We start from the raw sequence: 16,704 nt of genomic DNA on the forward strand, positions 1-16,704 counted from the left end.
TAATCAACTACTGCGTACTTAAACTGTTGTGGGGTGACCACTCCTAGCGCACCCTCAAGCTTAAATTTAAATGAAAAATAGTTGATTCACTGGGATTCTATTCTCGGCTCAAAATCAGCACTCAGGTTGATGCGATCGCATAAATTACCTTGATAAAGTTAGAGCGTCCTCAAGCCAGAAACCGGGTTTGAAGGACTAACTTCTCTGGTAAAGGGCGATCGCCAGGATTGGAACAACCCGGTTGATGAGAGTCGCGGGGGCGTAAGTCCTATAGAAAATAAATAACCCCAAAAGAGGAAAAATGTTCGGATTTTATTTATTTTGTATCTACATCGCAGTCTTGTCCGTGTTTGCTGGACCAAGCACCCGCAGGTCCGAGAAATGGTGGGTAGAAATTGTCACAGATTTGCCTCACTGTACCTACTATTTTGGCCCCTTCGACACCGACAAAGAAGCCTCCAGCAATATTCCGGGCTACGTCGAAGACCTCGAAAGCGAGGGAGCCAAAAGAGTTAGCATCCGCATCAAACGGTGTCAGCCTTCGGAACTCACGATTTGCGATAGTGAATTTTCAGAGGGTATCGCGGCTTAAGAATTTTGATAGTGCAGACGCCAGAAACCGGGTTTTTTGACTAAAATACTCCGTCTATCACGAGGGGTATATGTTAAATAACCCGGTTTCTGAGCGTCAAGAGTGCCTCAGTTTTGTTTGAGTTTTCAATTACCTCAAGCCTCAACAATAATATTAAGCACGATCTTGTCTTAGTCGTTACTCTGCGGACTTTGTATTTGTAGTGCTGGCTTAAAAGGCGGCATCTTCTCCACCAAAATGCAGATTTTAGCCAGCATTAACGGCCAAAAATAATCGGGGCTAAATCAGCACTGAGGACGAGCCGAGCGCTCGCGTTGCCTTGATAAATTGAGAATACTAAAAACTACTTAAGTATTCCCAGAGGTAAATATGTTTGAAATCTCTATGTTGGGTATGTTTTTCACGGCTGTTTGGATGCTAGCTCAACCTGCTAGCAGCACTCGACGCGACGAATGGTGGGTAGAAGTTGATACAGATTCGCCAAAGCGTACCTACTGCTTTGGGCCCTATGACAGCAGAGAGGAAGCTTCTGACAGATCGACCGGCTACATCCGAGATCTGGAGAACAAAGGAGCTAAAAAAATTACCATCAACCTCAAACAAGGTAGTCAACCTACTCAGCTAAGAGCTAGTGAAGAGTCTTGAGAAGGTTGGAAACTGCCAATTACGGGCGAAGAAAAGTTGATTTATTAACAGGGTTTTTTTCAAATGAGATCGCGCTTGCATACAGTAGGGACACAACAATGCTGTGTCCCGAGGAAATACTGAAGAAAGAATCTTATTTGCGTCCGAGAAATGCAGGCTTTTTCAAAGCATCATCTGATTGAGATTACTGCGAGGATTAAAAGTACGATTTGCTTGGATTTTCTCGTAGGACTCGCGTTCGAGAGAGGTAAGTTCTTTCGGTGGCACGATCGCAATTTTTACCAACAAATCAGTCCGCTCGTTTTTCTTGGGTTTCGGCCATCCTTTGCCCCGCAACCGCAAAGACTGACCCGAACGAATCCCGGCTGGAACTTTCACAGTTATCGTTCCTTCAGGCACCGGCACTTCAATTGAAGCTCCCAACACCGCTTCGTCTGGAGTTATCGGTACTTCGCAGACCAAATTTTCTCCCTCAAACTGGAAGAAAGCATGAGGCAAAACTTCTAATTTTAGGTACAAATCTCCCTGCTGCTTCGTGTACGGGTCAACTTGACCTTTGCCTTTTATCCTAATTTTGCTGCCGGTTTTCACTCCTGCTGGAATCGAAACTTCGCCCGTGGCGACTCGCTTAGAAGTTCCCCGAAATGCTTCCCCCAGAGTCAGGGAAATGGCGACCTCGGTGTCGAGAGACGTTCCTGCGCTGCGGTTTTCGTACCCCGCGAAATCTTCAAATCCGCCAAAACCTGTGGGCCCGCCGCTGCTGGTGCGGTAGTTACTGTAATTCCACTTGGCGTTGCGGCCACTACCCGGATTACTACCTGCACGGCCTAGCAAGGCATTGATAAATTCGTCAAAACTGCCGTACTCGCTGAAGTCAACCCCGCCAAAGTCTACATTCGTAGTGCCCCCGCCGGGCCATCCGCCTGGAGTTGTGGCAGCTTGCTTCCAGTATTGACCGTATTGGTCGTATTTTTTGCGTTTTTCAGGGTCTGAGAGCACTTCGTAAGCTTCGTTTACTTCTTTAAAACGAGCTTCGGCTTCTTTGTTGCCGGGGTTCATGTCCGGGTGATATTTGCGGGCTAGTTTGCGGAAAGTTTTTTTAATTTCGTCAGAAGTGGCAGTTTTGTTGAGTCCCAAAATAGCGTAATAGTCTTTAAAATCTGTTGCAGCCATTAAGCAATCCCCTCTTTATTAGTTGTTATTTGTTAGTTGTTAGTTGTTAGAAAGAATAAATCCCAAATTAGCCGCAGGATGGCGCATTAGTATAATGCCAGGAGCCGAAGTGCCTGCGGCATCTCATTCAAATTATAGGTTATCAAAGGTTTGGACTCGATCGAGTTCGGTTGTTGCTTGGCGTTCGATCGCAATTTCCGCACTCCGCTGCTGTTTAAGATTTTATAGCATTCGGCTCTCTCGTGCTGAAGGGAGCCGGAGCAGCCGCCTCTAGAAATGCTTTTGGCATTCGACAGCAAAAACAATGCTTTCATCAATTAAGAACGTCCCTACCCTATAGGCCGTTGCTATACCTGTGAGCTTTGAGACGGTAAAAATCCTGCGGCGAAAACTTTTGGGGAGTTATGAGGCAAAGGGGGTTCCGGAGGCGGCAGCCCGGTTAAGGTGAGGCGGGGAAAGCTGCTGGTGTTGCGGGCGCGAGTCCAGGAGGGTTGACTGGCGCGGACGAGCGATTTTTTTTTGCTCTTTTTTTTCGGGGCGCGGTGCGATGGCTACGCCCCGGCTTACGCCTACGAACTTCTCGATATGAGCTTTATCACCCAATCCGCATCTTAGCAGGTTTTCATCAGCAAGTCCGGTCAAATCTGGTTTCTGAATTGTGACTATATAATACCCTAAATTGCGCCGTTATTACACAAAATTTCTAGATATTTTTTATTCACGCCAGATCCGTGCTAGAGAATTTTATTTTTAAACCTCTGAAGAGATTTAAGTCAAAGTAATATAACATAATTTCTCCTGTGTCTGTTAGCTACATCACACACTTTTATAAAACATTAAGATAGGATAGTAGAACAATAAGCTTTTAACGCTACCAGGGTGCTAACATTATGAATTATTTGCTAAGTTGGCCTTGCGGCTGCTGCGACGATTGGAAAGATAGTTCCGAGAGTTGTGTTGTACTCAGAAACGGGCAGCGTATTTGTCAGTCGTGCTACGAGCGAAAATACAAGAATCAGAAGCTATTGGCCAGACGCAGGCGACCGGACATATCTGTATCACGGCAGACAGTAACAGAGACTGTCGCTTATTAATAATGCGCGAGCCTTGGAATAAAGCCAAGTATTTCGACCACCTCGCATCAGCGGTGGGAATTAATAATCAACAAAAAAAAGAATTAATTTTGTCATCAGTCATCAGTCATCGGTCATTGGTGATCTGTCACTAATTTACTTATTTATCATCAGTCACTGGCTGAGAGGTAACAGATTTTAACTTAAAAAACTAATGACTGACGACTAATGACTAATGACTAATAACTAAATGATAGTTCCATCAGGAATCGTGGCATTTTTCAGGACTACGATAATGCCGCTGCGGATGTAAAAACCTTGGTTTTCGCGGTTGGCTTCTTCCACTCCGTCTTTATTAATTAATTGAACATTGCGGCCGATGCGGGCATTTTTATCCACAATCGCGCGGCGAATTGTAGTATCTGCACCGATACCGAGGGCGACGCCGCCGTTGTCCAAACTCGAATGCCGTTCGGCGTCGGGTTCGTAGAAGTCAGCACCCATGACCAGAGTGTCTTGAATCGTACATCCAGCTTCAATGCGCGATCGAACTCCCAACACAGAATGGTCGATCCGGCACTGTTTGAGAATGCAGCCTTCAGCAATAATCGATTCAGTCACGTGAGTATCTAAAAGCTTTGTCGGCGGCAAGAAACGCGGGCGAGTGTAAATCGGCGCATTTTCATCGTAGAAACTGAAAGGCGGCTGAGGCTGTTTTGTCAGAGCCATGTTAGCGTCGTAAAAAGCCTCAATGGTTCCGATATCTTCCCAGTAATCGTCAAACAAATAAGCTTGAAGGTTGTGTTCTTTTGCCGAATTCGGAATAATCTCTTTACCAAAATCAGTTTGGTTTGGAGATTCTTTCAGGAGTTTAATCAGAACTTCTTTTTTGAAGACGTAAATCCCCATCGAAGCAATGTAAGGACTTTCCTGAGCCTGCTGCGCTGTCAGTCCCAGTTTAGTAGTATCCACCTGCATTTGTTTGAGCGCATCGCCTTTTGGCTTTTCGCTGAAAGAAACAATGCGACCGTTGCCGTCGATTTTCATCAAACCAAAATCCGAGGCACGCTTCTCGTCCATTGGCAAAACCGAGAGGGTGATATCGGCGTTGGTTTCGCGGTGTCTCTGCACAAACTTCTGGTAGTCCATGCGGTAGAGGTGGTCGCCCGAAAGAATCAAGTATTCGTCAACGTCCCACTGTTCTAGCAGCGAGAGATATTGGCGAACTGCGTCGGCTGTCCCTTGAAACCAGTTGGGGTTTTCCTGAGTTTGCTGGGCGGCGAGTACCTCGACAAATCCCTCGGTGAAGCCGGAAAACTGGTAGGTGCGAGAGATGTGACGGTTGAGGGATGCCGAGTTGAATTGCGTGAGGACGTAAATTTTGACTATTTCCGAGTTGATACAGTTGCTGACAGGAATATCGATGAGGCGATATTTGCCTGCGAGGGGAACTGCGGGTTTGGCTCGCAGTTTGGTTAGGGGGTAAAGGCGGGTGCCTACACCGCCACCGAGGATGATGGCTAAGACTTTTTTCAAGGAACTTTCTCCCTAGGGTCAATTAACTCTCCAAGTACAGTGTCGGATGGTGAGGGCTTCTTGACAAGGGGGGGGAGCAAGGAAGTTTTGAGTTATGAGTTATGAGTTGAGTCGGTTACGCAGAAAGGGGGTTTTTTTAATCCAAATACTTCTTCCAACCCTCAATAAGAGTTAAAAAACCCAGTTTAGGAGAGTTGGAGTGCGTCCGGGACTGGAATTATGAGTTTTGAGTTGTGAGTTAAAATACTCATCAAGAAATAATGGGTATTTGAAAAAGTTTTGAGTTGTGAGTTGAAATACCCCTCAATAAATAAGGGCTGTTTAACAAAAGAATAAGGTTCGGGGTTTGGGCTTTTAATTACAAGTTTTCTGGGTTAATTCCCCGTTCTCGCCATTTCTTCATCCTGGAGCATGGCGCTGTTGTTGTTGTTCAAAGGCTGGTCGATCGCGCCGTGTCACGCACAAAGCGCGCTCTGTTTGGGCCCAAAGCGGGCTTTTGGCTTGGGTTTTATCCCGTTCTTTTTGCGGGCGTTCCTGTTGTGTGAGTTTTTCGGACTCCACAGCAGTCAGGAAGCGTCGCGCGCCGGGACGATAAATTTCTAGGTAGTGTCAGTTTTCAATCTTAGATTGACTGCAAATTTGTGTAATATTTTACAATTTGTCGATCGACAAAATTGGATAAAATGTCTATTCTCTACCAAAAGCTAGATCCCCTACAAACCTCTGCTACTGTAGCCTAACCCCTAAAAGCTAGAAAAAATGTATGCAAATTCAAACGCCAGACTGGGTTAAACACGCGGTATTCTACCAAATATTTCCCGATCGCTTCGCCAAAAGCAAACAGCCTCGCAAACGCCTGCTGCAAAACTTCAAGTGGGAAGAATGGCACGAAATCCCCACCCTCCAAGGCTACAAAGGCGGGGACTTGTGGGGCGTGATGGAACAGCTAGACTACTTGCAAGACTTAGGCATTAACGCAATTTATTTCACCCCCATATTTCAGTCGGCCAGCAATCACCGCTACCATACCCACGACTACTATCAAGTCGATCCGATGTTGGGTGGCAATCCAGCTTTTAAAGAGCTTCTAGATGCCGCCCACGATCGCAATATCAAAGTTGTCCTCGACGGTGTATTCAACCACGCCAGCCGCGGCTTTTTCTTCTTTCACGACATCCTCGAAAACGGCCCGCATTCTCCTTGGGTGGATTGGTTTAAAATTGAAGGCTGGCCGCTATCCGCCTACGACGGCAATTTTCCTGCTAACTATGCTGGTTGGGACGGGAATCGAGCCCTTCCTGTATTCAATCACGACAATCCAGAAGTCCGAGAATACATCATGGAAATCGCCGAATATTGGATTAAATTCGGCATCGACGGCTGGCGGCTGGACGTTCCTTTTGAAATTAAAACCCCGGGATTTTGGCAGGAATTTCGAGAACGAGTTAAAGCAATTAATCCCGAAGCTTACATTGTCGGGGAAGTTTGGGAAGATGCGAGAGAATGGCTCGACGGTACTCAGTTTGACGGGGTGATGAATTATCTTTTTGCTGCGCCGACTATTGCTTTTGCAGCGGGCGACAGGGTAGATTTAGCTCAACTGGAAGGTCGTTCTTATTACCCCTATCCGGCACTTTTGGCTAAAGAGTACGGCGACAAAATTCAGCACGTTTTGGAATTATATCCTTGGGAAATACAGCTAACTCAACTCAACTTGTTAGCCAGTCACGATACAGCTAGGTTGCTGTCAATTGCTGGAGGCGATAAAGCTAGCGTCGAACTCGCTAATTTGCTGCTGTTAACTTTTCCTGGAGCTCCTAGCATTTACTACGGCGATGAAGTTGGTTTGCCCGGTGCTCTCGATCCCGATTCTCGTCGCGGTTTTCCCTTAGAAGCTGACTGGGAACTTGAGGTTTTAGATTATCACAAGCAGTTGATAGCTTTGCGGCACAAATACGCTGCCCTCCGTACTGGATCGTACCAAATTCTTTTTGCTGAGGGACCGGTTTACGTTTTTGCCAGAATTTTGGGGGATGAGGAAATAGTTGTTGCTGTCAATGTCGCGACCGAAGCAGCTAATATTAGCTTTGAACCAGCTAATTTGAAATCTCCTCACGATAAATTGCTGTATGGAAAAGGCGAGTTTGTTTGGAAAGGTGACGGGGAAACTCGGCAGTTAGAATTGATGCTGCCGGCACGCTCTGGCTTGATTTTAGGTTCGGATAATTAGTTTAAAATGTAGGGTAATCTGCTCCCTGTACGCCTACATTTATAGCAGTAAGGTGCGCGCCTACATTTATAGCAGTAAGGTGCGCGCCTACATTTATCGGTGATTTGCCCCGCCTATTCTAAATTTATTAGAATTTATTAGAGGCATCAGGTGCGCCTAGCGCACCCGAAATTTATCAGCGAAAACAAAACTTTTATTCTCCTGCAACCATTGCTGGTAGTAGCACCGAATCAATGATATGAATGACGCCATTGTCGGCAAGAATATCTGAAGTGAGAACTTTAGCATCATTCACTTTAATGCCGTCAGAAGTATCAATTCCCACCACAGAACCTTCCACTGTTTCAGCAGAACTTAACTCAAGCAAATTCTCAGTTAGTACCTCGCCAAACAGAATGTGATAAGTCAGAATTTTCTTGAGCTTGGGTATGTCTTCCAGCCAAGACGTAATAGTGTTCGTAGGAATTTTGGCGAATGCCTCGTCAGTTGGTGCTAAGACGGTGTAGGGGCCAGGACTTTGCAATAAATCTAACAAACCAGCCGCTTCAATAACAGTCACGAGTGTTTTGAAAGAGCCGGCATTGGTGGCAGTCTCGACAATATCTGGCATGATGTTTTTCAGGAGTGCAAATAGCAGAAAATAAATCTGGAGCGACGATCATTTTAGCAATTTACAAATAGCAGAAAATGAATCCGAGGGATGATGATTATTTTCCTCATTATAAGTTATTAGGGTTGCCGCCCCTGATGGCTCGGCGCGATCGACCTTTTTGGCTTATACTTGGCTCGCCTCCTCCCCCTTGCGGAAAAACTGCTTTAAAATTTCTCCGGGCTCTCTGTCCCAGGTGTCGATATGTTCGTAAATTAAGCCGTCTTTATCCAATTTATAAGTAGAGTAGCCGTTAAAAAAAATCCGAGCTTTCCAGGGAACCCGCAGTGTCCCGCGAACAGTCCAATTTGCCACAATAGTATCATGGGCTCTCTGACCTACGTCGTGCAGGTCGAAGTAAATCTCGTTAAAGAATAGCTGGCCGTGAAATCGCAGAGTCCAAAAGATAATGCGATAGTTGATTTTTCCTTTAAATTTGTTAACAGGGTCTTGAAAATAAACATCTTTTGTGTAGATGTCGTAGGAGATGTCTTTCTCAAACAGCGTCGGGAGATCCGCTTTCAGCGTGTCTACTGCTTGTTCTACCTGCCTTTGATATTCGATCGCGCTCAAACTACCACCTTGTGACAGTATTAATTTATAACTTTAAATGAATAATCTCGATCGGCAGCGGGATGAGAAAAAAATTGATACTTCATCCAGCTCTAATCTTACCTCTAATTATATTGTCCGCGCCGGCCTTTCTGCTGGCCCGGACTTGCGACATCGAAACCTTGGCACAGATTTGACAGAACACCCCCACTCCTCTGACATTCTCGCAGAAATCAACAGCGGTAAGCTGTTGATGGTAGATAGCCGTCGCCGGAACGGCCTAATTTTGATTAAACGTTTCCACGCGGAGTTTGCCGGGCCTGGGGCTGCCGTTGGGGGCGCTTTTGAGGTTGACTCTCAGCAGGCGATTCCCGTGGGCGATTTTTGTTTGGTTTGCCCTCAATCTCCCGAAGAAATACAGAAAGCTTTTGGAATTCGACGGCAGTGGGTGCGGTTAATGGAACAGTTAACGGCAAAGCCTGCTGCTTTGGAACGCGCACAAATGGTTTTAACTCAGTTTGAACAATATTTGGATTCGGAAACGGTGGCACAAATTCCCGATGAAGCTTTGGCACTTTTAGTAGGCGTATTTCCCCAAACCATTCGGGCGGCGCGACAGATTGATAATTAAAAATGGCATGGTAATTTGCTTTAGTGCATACCATTTTTAAGGGGTTTTGTCAATTCAAAATCGCTGCGATGCGATCGACTGTTCGCTGATTTTCCTCCGGGCTACCCACCGTAATTCGCAAACCTCCTCCAGTATGCCTAATTAAAGTACCTCCCTCTTTTAGCTGCTGCATGATTTGTTTGTGTCCCTGTTCGGCAGATTCGCCCTCGCCGGCTTTCACCCGCAGGTAAACGAAGTTAGCCGCACTCTGCCAAACTTGCAATTTTTGATGCTGAGTTAGCGCTGCAATTAATTTTGCTCTTTCTGATAGAGTTTCGGGAATGGTTGCCAGCAATAACTGCCGCTGCGCTAAGGCTAACTCGGCGGCTGTTTGCGAGAAACTGGGAAGGTTGTAGGGGAGACGGATTTTTTCTAAGGTGGCTGTGAGTTCGGGATGGGCGATCGCATATCCCACTCTCATTGACGCTAATCGAAATGCTTTGGAAAATGTGCGTAAAATTATCCAATTCGGGTGATGGTGCAATTGGTCTGCTAAAGTATTTTGGCTGAATTCAAAATAGGCTTCGTCAATTACTACTAATATCTCTTCGGGTAAATCTGACAACCATTCTATTTCATCTGCTGTCAAAGCATTGGCTGTGGGAGAATTGGGATGAACGACAAAGACGGCGCGCACGGGGGGATGTTGATTTTGGGCGATCGCCTTTTTAGCCGCCTCGATATCGATTTCAAAATTCTCCTCTTTTCGCTGAACACTCACAACGGGAATGCCGAGGGTTTGGGCGATTATTCCATACATCGAAAAGGTAGGATTCGCAACGAAAATAGAGCCTGTACCGCCTAAACAAGTAGCTATTAAGATGGATCTAATTAGTTCGTCGGAACCGTTGCCCACAGAAATATTGTCGGCTGTAATGGCGGTTGTGGGCAGTGTAACCCCCCCTAGCCCTGCCTTGTTAAGGGCGGGGACATTTAGGGATTCATTGACGTATTCGGCGAGATCCTCTTTGAGGGCTGCGTGGCCTCCGTCGGGATAGCGATTTGTCTCAATTAACTGCTGGTAAGTCCAAGCTAGCTTTTTTTTTAATTCCTCTGGCAAGTCGTAGGGGCATTCGTTAGTATCGAGGCGATCGAGTACACTTTCCGAGTGCGCTGATTCTCCTGACGCGCCCCCCGGATGGGGAGTGTATGCGGTAAGTTCGGCTAAGTCTTTTCGGATAAAGGGAAGCATGGTATGATTTTAAACTTTTGATTTAGATTGTCAGCTTACAAGGCAAGGCAGAAGGCACAAGTCAAGAAAATTTACGAATGCAAAAATTTTTGTTTTTTACCTCGCTGCTGAAATTTTTGCCTAATGCCGACTTACTTATGCTGTATCAAAGGCGTCTAAACTTAGGATATAGCCTTTTCTCTATCGAAAGCAAGAGGAGAGAGGGGATTTAGTTTCTGTCGCTCGATTGATGCGTCTGCTGCGGCCAATTGATTATTCTGATAAAGTAACTGCTGATATTTGGAAACCGAGTATGAAAGTCAATCCGTCCGATATATCTAAAAATGCCGCCGCTACCCTCATAGCTTTGAGTTTGGCTGTTCTCCCTTCAGCGATGCCTGCCTCAGCTCAAACGCAGTCAGCTCCGGCACAGAACAATAGTGATTCTAATGGAGTTGTTCTAGACAGAACTCCCCTTCAAGAAAGCAAGGAAGACAACAATCATTGGGGCGCTTTGGGTTTGTTGGGAATCCTCGGTTTGGCGAATCTGTTTCGCAAGGATGAACCCAAACGCTACCGCGATCCGATGGGCGAATAATTTTTTAAAACGGATATCGCACCAGCCAAAAACAACATCAACTGTCCTCGATTTAGAAACCGGGTTTTTTAGGAAAAAACTGGATTATTGCCTTTAATCCGGGCAAAAAACTCGGTTTCTTTGTTTTGATATTTATGGGCATTTTTGCCACACAGTTGATTCAATCGCGCCACAAAGCAATCCCGCCCAATAAACCGCTGACATTCGGTACTATTTTAACCTGCGGCGGTAACTCAAAAACAATCTTTTTAGTATTGCCACCGCCGATGTAAATGCGATCGCAGTTAAAGAGATTTTGCAGAGAGGTGAGCGCTTTTTCCAGACGGCGATTCCATCTTTTGGAACCGACTGCATCTAATGCCGATCGCCCTAATTGCTGTTCGTAAGTTTCCCCTTTGCGAAACGGGTGATGTCCTAATTCTAAATTGGGTACCAAGATACCATCGACAAATAAAGCAGAACCAAAACCGGTGCCTAGGGTAATTACTAATTCTACCCCCGTCCCAGCAATTGCTCCCAATCCTTGAAGATCGGCATCGTTAGCTACTCGCACGGGTTTTCCCAAGCGATCTTTGAGGGTAGTTTCTAGGTCAAAATCAATCCAAGACGGATCTAAATTCACTGCGGTTTTGATGACGCCTAGACGCACGACGCCGGGGAAACCGACAGATACTCGGTCAAATTCCCCTTGGCCGCTTGCTAAAGAGGCGATCGCCTCTAGTACGGGTTCCGGTTTCGGTGGTTGAGGCGTTTCTAAACGGCTGCGTTCCGTTTGGGGTTGGCCTTCATTGTCCAAAACCATAACTTTGATGCCGCTTCCGCCAATGTCAACGGCTAAGGTGCGAGCCGATTTATCTTTTTCAATCATTTGATTATTAAGACTTACAAGTTCATCCAATTTTACTTTAATTGGCAAAACTTTTGAATCGCTTCCCAAATTTCCGCTAGGACATTTCCCAAAGAATGATCGTCTTCTAATTCGATTAATTGCACCCAGGGACGGTTAGTGGCAAAATTTCTGCTAGCTTGAATCGGTATTATTGTATCATGCTTGCCGTGAAGAATTAACGTAGGGACTGAGCGCATTAATTTTTCTTCAGGGTATTGAGCCATATCTGCCACAAACTGATAATTCAACGGCATCTCTCGCTGTTCGCCGTAGTGGTAAACGGGTAAATATTTCTCAAACTGCCACTTTTCTAACTGTTCCTGTCCCAACAGTGGCAGCCAGTGGGAGAGAAAGTCAAAAGCCGGTGCTAACAAAACTATTTGTTTTACTGGCAATTGTCGATCGGCCAACCAAGCCGCGGTCAGCCCCCCAAAACTCGACCCAATTATTGTAACTCCCCCTAATTGTTGTACCTTGTCGGCCGATTGGGAGGATGGGGTTTGCAGAAATTCTGTTTCTATTTGCTGTAACTGGCGGGTGAGGGTGAGAGCGGAAAAATCGTTTTGATTGAGATCGGGAGTTTTTAGCTCAATTCCTAGGGACGAAAAGCGATCGCGGAAATATTTTCCCTTAAGGGAATCGGGACTTGATGCAAATCCGTGTAAATAAATGTAACTCGAATGGTTTTTTAAATTCATTCAGTAATTGATATTTAACAACAAATATTAAGTATAACACCCAGAGGCCCGACTTCTTAAAGAAGTCGGGCCTCTAATAAGCCGTGAACAAAATGGAACTATTACTGCGGTTTTTGACCGTTTTGCATCCGGTTTTTAGCAGTTTGTCGGCGCTGCTGCATCATTTGAGCTAATTGGCTGCGCTGTTCGGCTGTGAGCAATTCTCGCATTGCGAGTGTACTTTCAAATTGCACCTCTTCCAACTGCTGCCTCAATCCGATTATTTGACGGTGTTTTTCGCGCATTTCACTGGCATTTGCCGTGCCGGACATCATCGTTTCCAATTCTTGTCTCGCTTGGCGGACTGCTTGCATCCGCTGGGAAACTTGGTCTTTGTACCGATCGCGAACTGCCTGCATTTGCTGCTTTTGTTCTGCGCTTAAATTAAGTTTCTCGAACATCCCACCTTCCCTGCCAGCGGGTCGATTGGGACGCTGGTTTTGGGCAATTGTTTCCGGTTCTACGGGATTAGGAACTGCTATTGCTGCGGCTGTGCTACCGAGAGTCAGCATTAAAACGGCTAGGGCAGATATACGACGAATTGACATGAAAATTACCTCTTTGAGATTAGTTATTTGTTTGCGTTTCGCTGTCAGCACTCTGGCTGAAAGTCAACCAGTCTGTTTGCGAGCGATCGGTCATATTTTTTTCGCTAGAATCATGCAGGACACCCTCCCAGTTACTCACTAAAAATGCTTCTAACTTAGCTGTTTCATGATCGGGCAATTGTGCAGTCTCAAACGCACGGTAGCCCGACCAAAAAACTAGCAAGCCAGCGGCGATCGCAGAAGGAAAAACCCACTTGCGAAAACCGATCATTCTTGACCTCTTACTAGACCGGGTAAATTGGGGTTCTCCTAGATAATTGAGCTTTCTCTCACCCGCCTCATTCCTCTCTATTGCGGCTAAAAGTTTTTGCTCAAAATCGGGCGCAGCTTCTGGAACGTTTGGGCGATGTTGCTTCAAGAAATTAACTAACTTTTGGTCGCTGCTTGGGTTATTCATAGCTCGCTGACACCTTCTTTTTGCAAAAATTGTCGCACAGCATTTCGGGCATAAAACACGCGAGATTTGACAGTTCCTGCTGGCAGTCCCAAAATTTGGGCTACTTCTTTTTGCGGGATGTCTTCTAGGTCGTGCAGCACCAAAACGCTGCGATGTTCAAAGCTCAATTGATCCAGTCCCCGCTGCACTAAATCTTCATAGTGCAACTGCATCAAGTCGGATGTGTTATCTTTGAGAATAACTCCATCCATTACTTCTTGATTTTTAAGTTGGGAGTCAAAAGAATGCTGTTTAGCAAATGCTTGTCTTTGGTCGGAAGCCACATTCCAAGTGATTCGATAAAGCCAAGTAGAAAAGTTTTCCTGGTGCTTGAGTTTGGGCAATCCTTTCCAGACTCGCAGGAATACTTCTTGTGCTAAATCGTCAAGAAGTGACGGGCCGCAGAGTTGGTAAAGGGTTGACCTGACTTTGTGTTGGTAGCGTTGGTAAAGGTAGCGAAAGCAAGTGCGATCGCCCTTTAAACATTGAGCAACTAAGTCCGAGTCGGAACAGTCATCGGTTAAAACATTGGCTGGCACACCTAACACCTGTGAAGTCTCCCCCACCAGTTCGTTATCTGAAGTGTTTAGACAGGGCGATCGCAAAAAAGGTTCAAAGGATTTAAAACTTTTTTTCGACGAGGCGACAGGTAGGGAAACGGCACTGCGGTGTCCTGATTTTTCCTGTAATTAACGGGTTCCGAGGTGTAAAGCCTGGGAACCCAGATCCAGAGTCCGAACCTTGGTTGAGAAAATGGACGCTCTGACTCGCCCCAGAAGCGTTACTTTCGCTAAGCGCCTAGTAACAAGTAAAACCAGTAAAAATTTGCTCAGCGGGTAGGGACATGACAATGCCCATTGGTGCCAACTTAACCTCAAATGTAATGCGAGTCTTCTGTCGAGCGATTAAAACCCGATCGCCCCAGCGCTCCCCGAATCGTTGCGGGGGGACAAGAATCTTCTCTTCCGTCCCCCTTTTTAAGCCTACCGCGTACACACAAGTGGATTATGAGCTAGTTTCCACTCTTGCTGTTCGACCAATGCCTTGGTCGGAGGATAGATTAATTGTATAAGTACCCTGATAAGGCTGTTCTCTTAAGTAGGCATAAAGCAATTGTGACTTGTCTCATAACCGACGGTCTTGTACAAGTGATTTAGAAAAGGTATATATAGCGGTTCTCAATTAAAGCAGGTACAAGTTTAGATTAAATAATTGAATAATTGGGGAATTTACGAATCAATTAAAAAGTCCTCAATCCCCCACTTTAAAATCTAAATCTGTACCTCACCTACCTGAGAAAAGCTATAGTAGACTTACCGCTTTTATTAACCTGAGAGTTTGAGGCTCTCGCCTGCCTGCGATATTCCTCGATCCAGGATTGAATTGCCAATTTAAATTCAGCTTTTTGTGCGTCTTTAATTCCTTTTGGATCGAAGCGATCGCAATAATGAATCTCAATCAACAATGCTAACTCTTCGAGACAATATAATTCCGGTTTTTCTTTTTTTAACCTCTCGATCCAATTTTTAAAAGGCTCGGCAGGAGGGCGAATCAATCCAGACTCATTTAACGCCTGTTCGATTAAATAAAATTCCGATTTCGGACTAAACGAATCTTTGTTAGAAATAGCTTTTAGCCATTTTTGTTTGTTAGATAAGAGGCGTACTGTTTTCTTAAAATTAGGATTCCCCCTCCAAAAAAATAGTAATGCCAGCAGGATGACTCCCCCATACTTCAATCCATTGCTACCTGATAAATATCGCAACCCCAGCACAATTTTGTAACTCAATAGCGACCATAAATCAGAGATAAATGCCCATCGGGGAGCAGCAGCATCTTCCATGCTTTCCCAATCAGAAGGCGTAGGATCAAAAGCTTGCCATTTTCCCGCGATATAAGCCAAAGCCCAAGCATGAGCATGGCGACTTCTTACAATATATTGGTTCTCCAAAGAACTAAATTCGTGAACAGAATATCCCACAGCATAACGGGCTGGAATACCGAGTGTTCTCAGGAGAAGTGTCGCAGCGGTAGCAAAATATTCGCAATGTCCCGAGCGAGTGTCCAGTAAAAATGTTGATAGAGGCGTAGCATCATTATCTTTGCCCCTAAGCTTCAGTGAATAAACGAAATTTTTTAGGAAAAACCACTCTATTTTATCTAATATTTCTGGTGGCGACTTTCCTTGAGTATCCATTTGACTGAGGATTTTATTCAGTGCAGCTATTTCGGATTTTGGTATTTGCAGGTCGTCTTCTGTTGGCGGGCTATCTACAGAAAAATTATTATTAAAGTAGCTTCGATAAGCCAGCATATCAACTTTTCCCACCACTTTTATTGTGCCATATTTATTCTTTTCCATCTGACTGACAGGCAATGCGTCAATTTTAAAAGTTCCATCTGGCAGCTTTAATACACCTTGGTTGCCTGGGAGTGTAGCCGAAATAGTAATCGTTGATGGATTGGGTAGTTGGTCGCCTACATCCCAAGTTGTGCCATTAATCTTTGGTTGTACGGGAACAAAGTTAGGATTTAAAGCGAGCCAAAGTGAAGAGTTGTAGCGATTATAAGTGGCTTCTCTTAGCAGTCGGGGAGGAGTCTGTTTAGCTTCAGGAGCAACTCTAAAAATAATTTCATTTGACTGTTTTAATGATCCCACTGACCCGATGTTCGTTTGTTTTTTCAAAAAATCTGTTTCTTGAGAATTCCCCTGACTAAGCCATGAGATTGCTTGCTGTTCTACTGCTAGGTGAAGTTGGTGCAAGCCCATCTGTCCTATAAATCCTATACTGCCAGCAATTAACATCAGACCCAGCCAGAGAATAAATGAAAAATTTTTCGTTCTCACAGACCACAAAGCAATAGCGGTTAAGGCAAATATCCCAGCATAAAAAGAGATCTCTCTACTGTTCGCCGCACTAGCGGATAGCAGACAACAGATAAAATATGGATAATTTAGATTCACCATCAAGGGGTTAAGTGGTGCTTTTTTTGTGGCTTTGTTTAGCCACAAAAACATTAGGCGTATATCCAGACTTTCCTTGACAGAATATACCTGAGCAGCTACCAGTGGAAAGAATACACCAGGAAGCCACTGCAACAAATTATATATCAAGTAAATAGAGCGGTTGGCGACCAGGAGATA

Annotated in this window: 18 protein-coding genes; 5 read left to right on the top strand and 13 right to left on the bottom strand. The window is 45.2% G+C overall.

The window, feature by feature from the left end:
• Window positions 1–301: 301 nt before the first annotated feature.
• Entirely contained in the window at window positions 302–592 is a 291-nt protein-coding gene (locus tag QUA62_RS13735; protein WP_333215474.1) for a DUF1816 domain-containing protein, read from the top strand.
• Window positions 593–961: 369 nt separating this feature from the next.
• Entirely contained in the window at window positions 962–1,237 is a 276-nt protein-coding gene (locus tag QUA62_RS13740; protein WP_333289408.1) for a DUF1816 domain-containing protein, read from the top strand.
• Between the two features lie 162 nt (window positions 1,238–1,399).
• On the opposite strand, the gene QUA62_RS13745 is transcribed toward QUA62_RS13740, so the two are convergent.
• The 4 genes from QUA62_RS13745 to QUA62_RS13760 form a co-directional block, all read right to left on the bottom strand.
• A complete protein-coding gene (locus QUA62_RS13745; RefSeq protein WP_333404693.1) occupies window positions 1,400–2,410 on the bottom strand; it encodes a J domain-containing protein in 1,011 nt (336 codons plus the stop codon).
• A gap of 86 nt (window positions 2,411–2,496) precedes the next feature.
• Complete coding sequence (locus QUA62_RS13750; protein WP_190663825.1) at window positions 2,497–2,724, bottom strand: hypothetical protein; 228 nt, start codon at window positions 2,722–2,724, stop codon at window positions 2,497–2,499.
• 1,005 nt (window positions 2,725–3,729) lie between these two features.
• Window positions 3,730–5,019 carry a glucose-1-phosphate adenylyltransferase gene (locus QUA62_RS13755; RefSeq protein ID WP_333215482.1) on the bottom strand — a complete coding sequence of 430 codons (1,290 nt, stop codon included), beginning with the start codon at window positions 5,017–5,019 and terminating at the stop codon, window positions 3,730–3,732.
• Window positions 5,020–5,418: 399 nt separating this feature from the next.
• Window positions 5,419–5,580: a hypothetical protein gene (locus QUA62_RS13760; RefSeq protein WP_333404696.1), complete on the bottom strand. Its 162-nt coding sequence runs from the start codon at window positions 5,578–5,580 to the stop codon at window positions 5,419–5,421.
• 202 nt (window positions 5,581–5,782) lie between these two features.
• Between QUA62_RS13760 and QUA62_RS13765 the strand changes: the two genes are divergently transcribed.
• Entirely contained in the window at window positions 5,783–7,249 is a 1,467-nt protein-coding gene (locus QUA62_RS13765) for a glycoside hydrolase family 13 protein (RefSeq protein WP_333404698.1), read from the top strand.
• A 193-nt stretch (window positions 7,250–7,442) separates the two neighbouring features.
• Here QUA62_RS13765 and QUA62_RS13770 read toward each other — a convergent pair whose 3' ends face one another.
• Together QUA62_RS13770 and QUA62_RS13775 are read right to left on the bottom strand one after the other, a co-directional pair.
• Window positions 7,443–7,859: a fasciclin domain-containing protein gene (locus QUA62_RS13770; protein WP_333215488.1), complete on the bottom strand. Its 417-nt coding sequence runs from the start codon at window positions 7,857–7,859 to the stop codon at window positions 7,443–7,445.
• Between the two features lie 165 nt (window positions 7,860–8,024).
• Window positions 8,025–8,471 (bottom strand): DUF2358 domain-containing protein, encoded by a 447-nt coding sequence (locus QUA62_RS13775; RefSeq protein WP_333404700.1) that lies wholly within the window; start codon window positions 8,469–8,471, stop codon window positions 8,025–8,027.
• A gap of 37 nt (window positions 8,472–8,508) precedes the next feature.
• Between QUA62_RS13775 and QUA62_RS13780 the strand changes: the two genes are divergently transcribed.
• A complete protein-coding gene (locus QUA62_RS13780; protein WP_333404702.1) occupies window positions 8,509–9,081 on the top strand; it encodes a hypothetical protein in 573 nt (190 codons plus the stop codon).
• Window positions 9,082–9,130: 49 nt separating this feature from the next.
• Here the strand turns inward: QUA62_RS13780 and QUA62_RS13785 are convergent, their stop codons facing one another.
• Complete coding sequence (locus tag QUA62_RS13785) at window positions 9,131–10,312, bottom strand: histidinol-phosphate transaminase (RefSeq protein ID WP_333404704.1); 1,182 nt, start codon at window positions 10,310–10,312, stop codon at window positions 9,131–9,133.
• A 292-nt stretch (window positions 10,313–10,604) separates the two neighbouring features.
• Here QUA62_RS13785 and QUA62_RS13790 point away from each other — a divergent pair, with 292 nt between their 5' ends.
• Complete coding sequence (locus QUA62_RS13790; RefSeq protein WP_333215498.1) at window positions 10,605–10,889, top strand: WGxxGxxG family protein; 285 nt, start codon at window positions 10,605–10,607, stop codon at window positions 10,887–10,889.
• Between the two features lie 160 nt (window positions 10,890–11,049).
• On the opposite strand, the gene QUA62_RS13795 is transcribed toward QUA62_RS13790, so the two are convergent.
• The 6 genes from QUA62_RS13795 to QUA62_RS13820 form a co-directional block, all read right to left on the bottom strand.
• The gene (locus tag QUA62_RS13795; RefSeq protein WP_333404706.1) at window positions 11,050–11,757 is read right to left on the bottom strand and encodes an ROK family protein; all 708 of its coding nucleotides are present in this window, start codon (window positions 11,755–11,757) and stop codon (window positions 11,050–11,052) included.
• A 32-nt stretch (window positions 11,758–11,789) separates the two neighbouring features.
• Window positions 11,790–12,476 carry a YqiA/YcfP family alpha/beta fold hydrolase gene (locus QUA62_RS13800; RefSeq protein ID WP_333404708.1) on the bottom strand — a complete coding sequence of 229 codons (687 nt, stop codon included), beginning with the start codon at window positions 12,474–12,476 and terminating at the stop codon, window positions 11,790–11,792.
• A 101-nt stretch (window positions 12,477–12,577) separates the two neighbouring features.
• Window positions 12,578–13,063: a Spy/CpxP family protein refolding chaperone gene (locus QUA62_RS13805; protein WP_333404710.1), complete on the bottom strand. Its 486-nt coding sequence runs from the start codon at window positions 13,061–13,063 to the stop codon at window positions 12,578–12,580.
• Between the two features lie 19 nt (window positions 13,064–13,082).
• Entirely contained in the window at window positions 13,083–13,520 is a 438-nt protein-coding gene (locus QUA62_RS13810; protein ID WP_333404712.1) for a hypothetical protein, read from the bottom strand.
• Complete coding sequence (locus tag QUA62_RS13815) at window positions 13,517–14,107, bottom strand: sigma-70 family RNA polymerase sigma factor (protein WP_333404714.1); 591 nt, start codon at window positions 14,105–14,107, stop codon at window positions 13,517–13,519. Before QUA62_RS13815 ends, QUA62_RS13810 begins: the two co-directional genes overlap by 4 nt.
• Window positions 14,108–14,847: 740 nt before the next feature.
• Window positions 14,848–16,662: a transglutaminase domain-containing protein gene (locus QUA62_RS13820; protein ID WP_333404716.1), complete on the bottom strand. Its 1,815-nt coding sequence runs from the start codon at window positions 16,660–16,662 to the stop codon at window positions 14,848–14,850.
• Window positions 16,663–16,704: the final 42 nt, after the last annotated feature.

It is taken from the genome of Microcoleus sp. MON1_C1 (genome assembly GCF_036701945.1).
In the GTDB taxonomy this organism is placed as follows: Bacteria; Cyanobacteriota; Cyanobacteriia; order Cyanobacteriales; family Microcoleaceae; genus Microcoleus.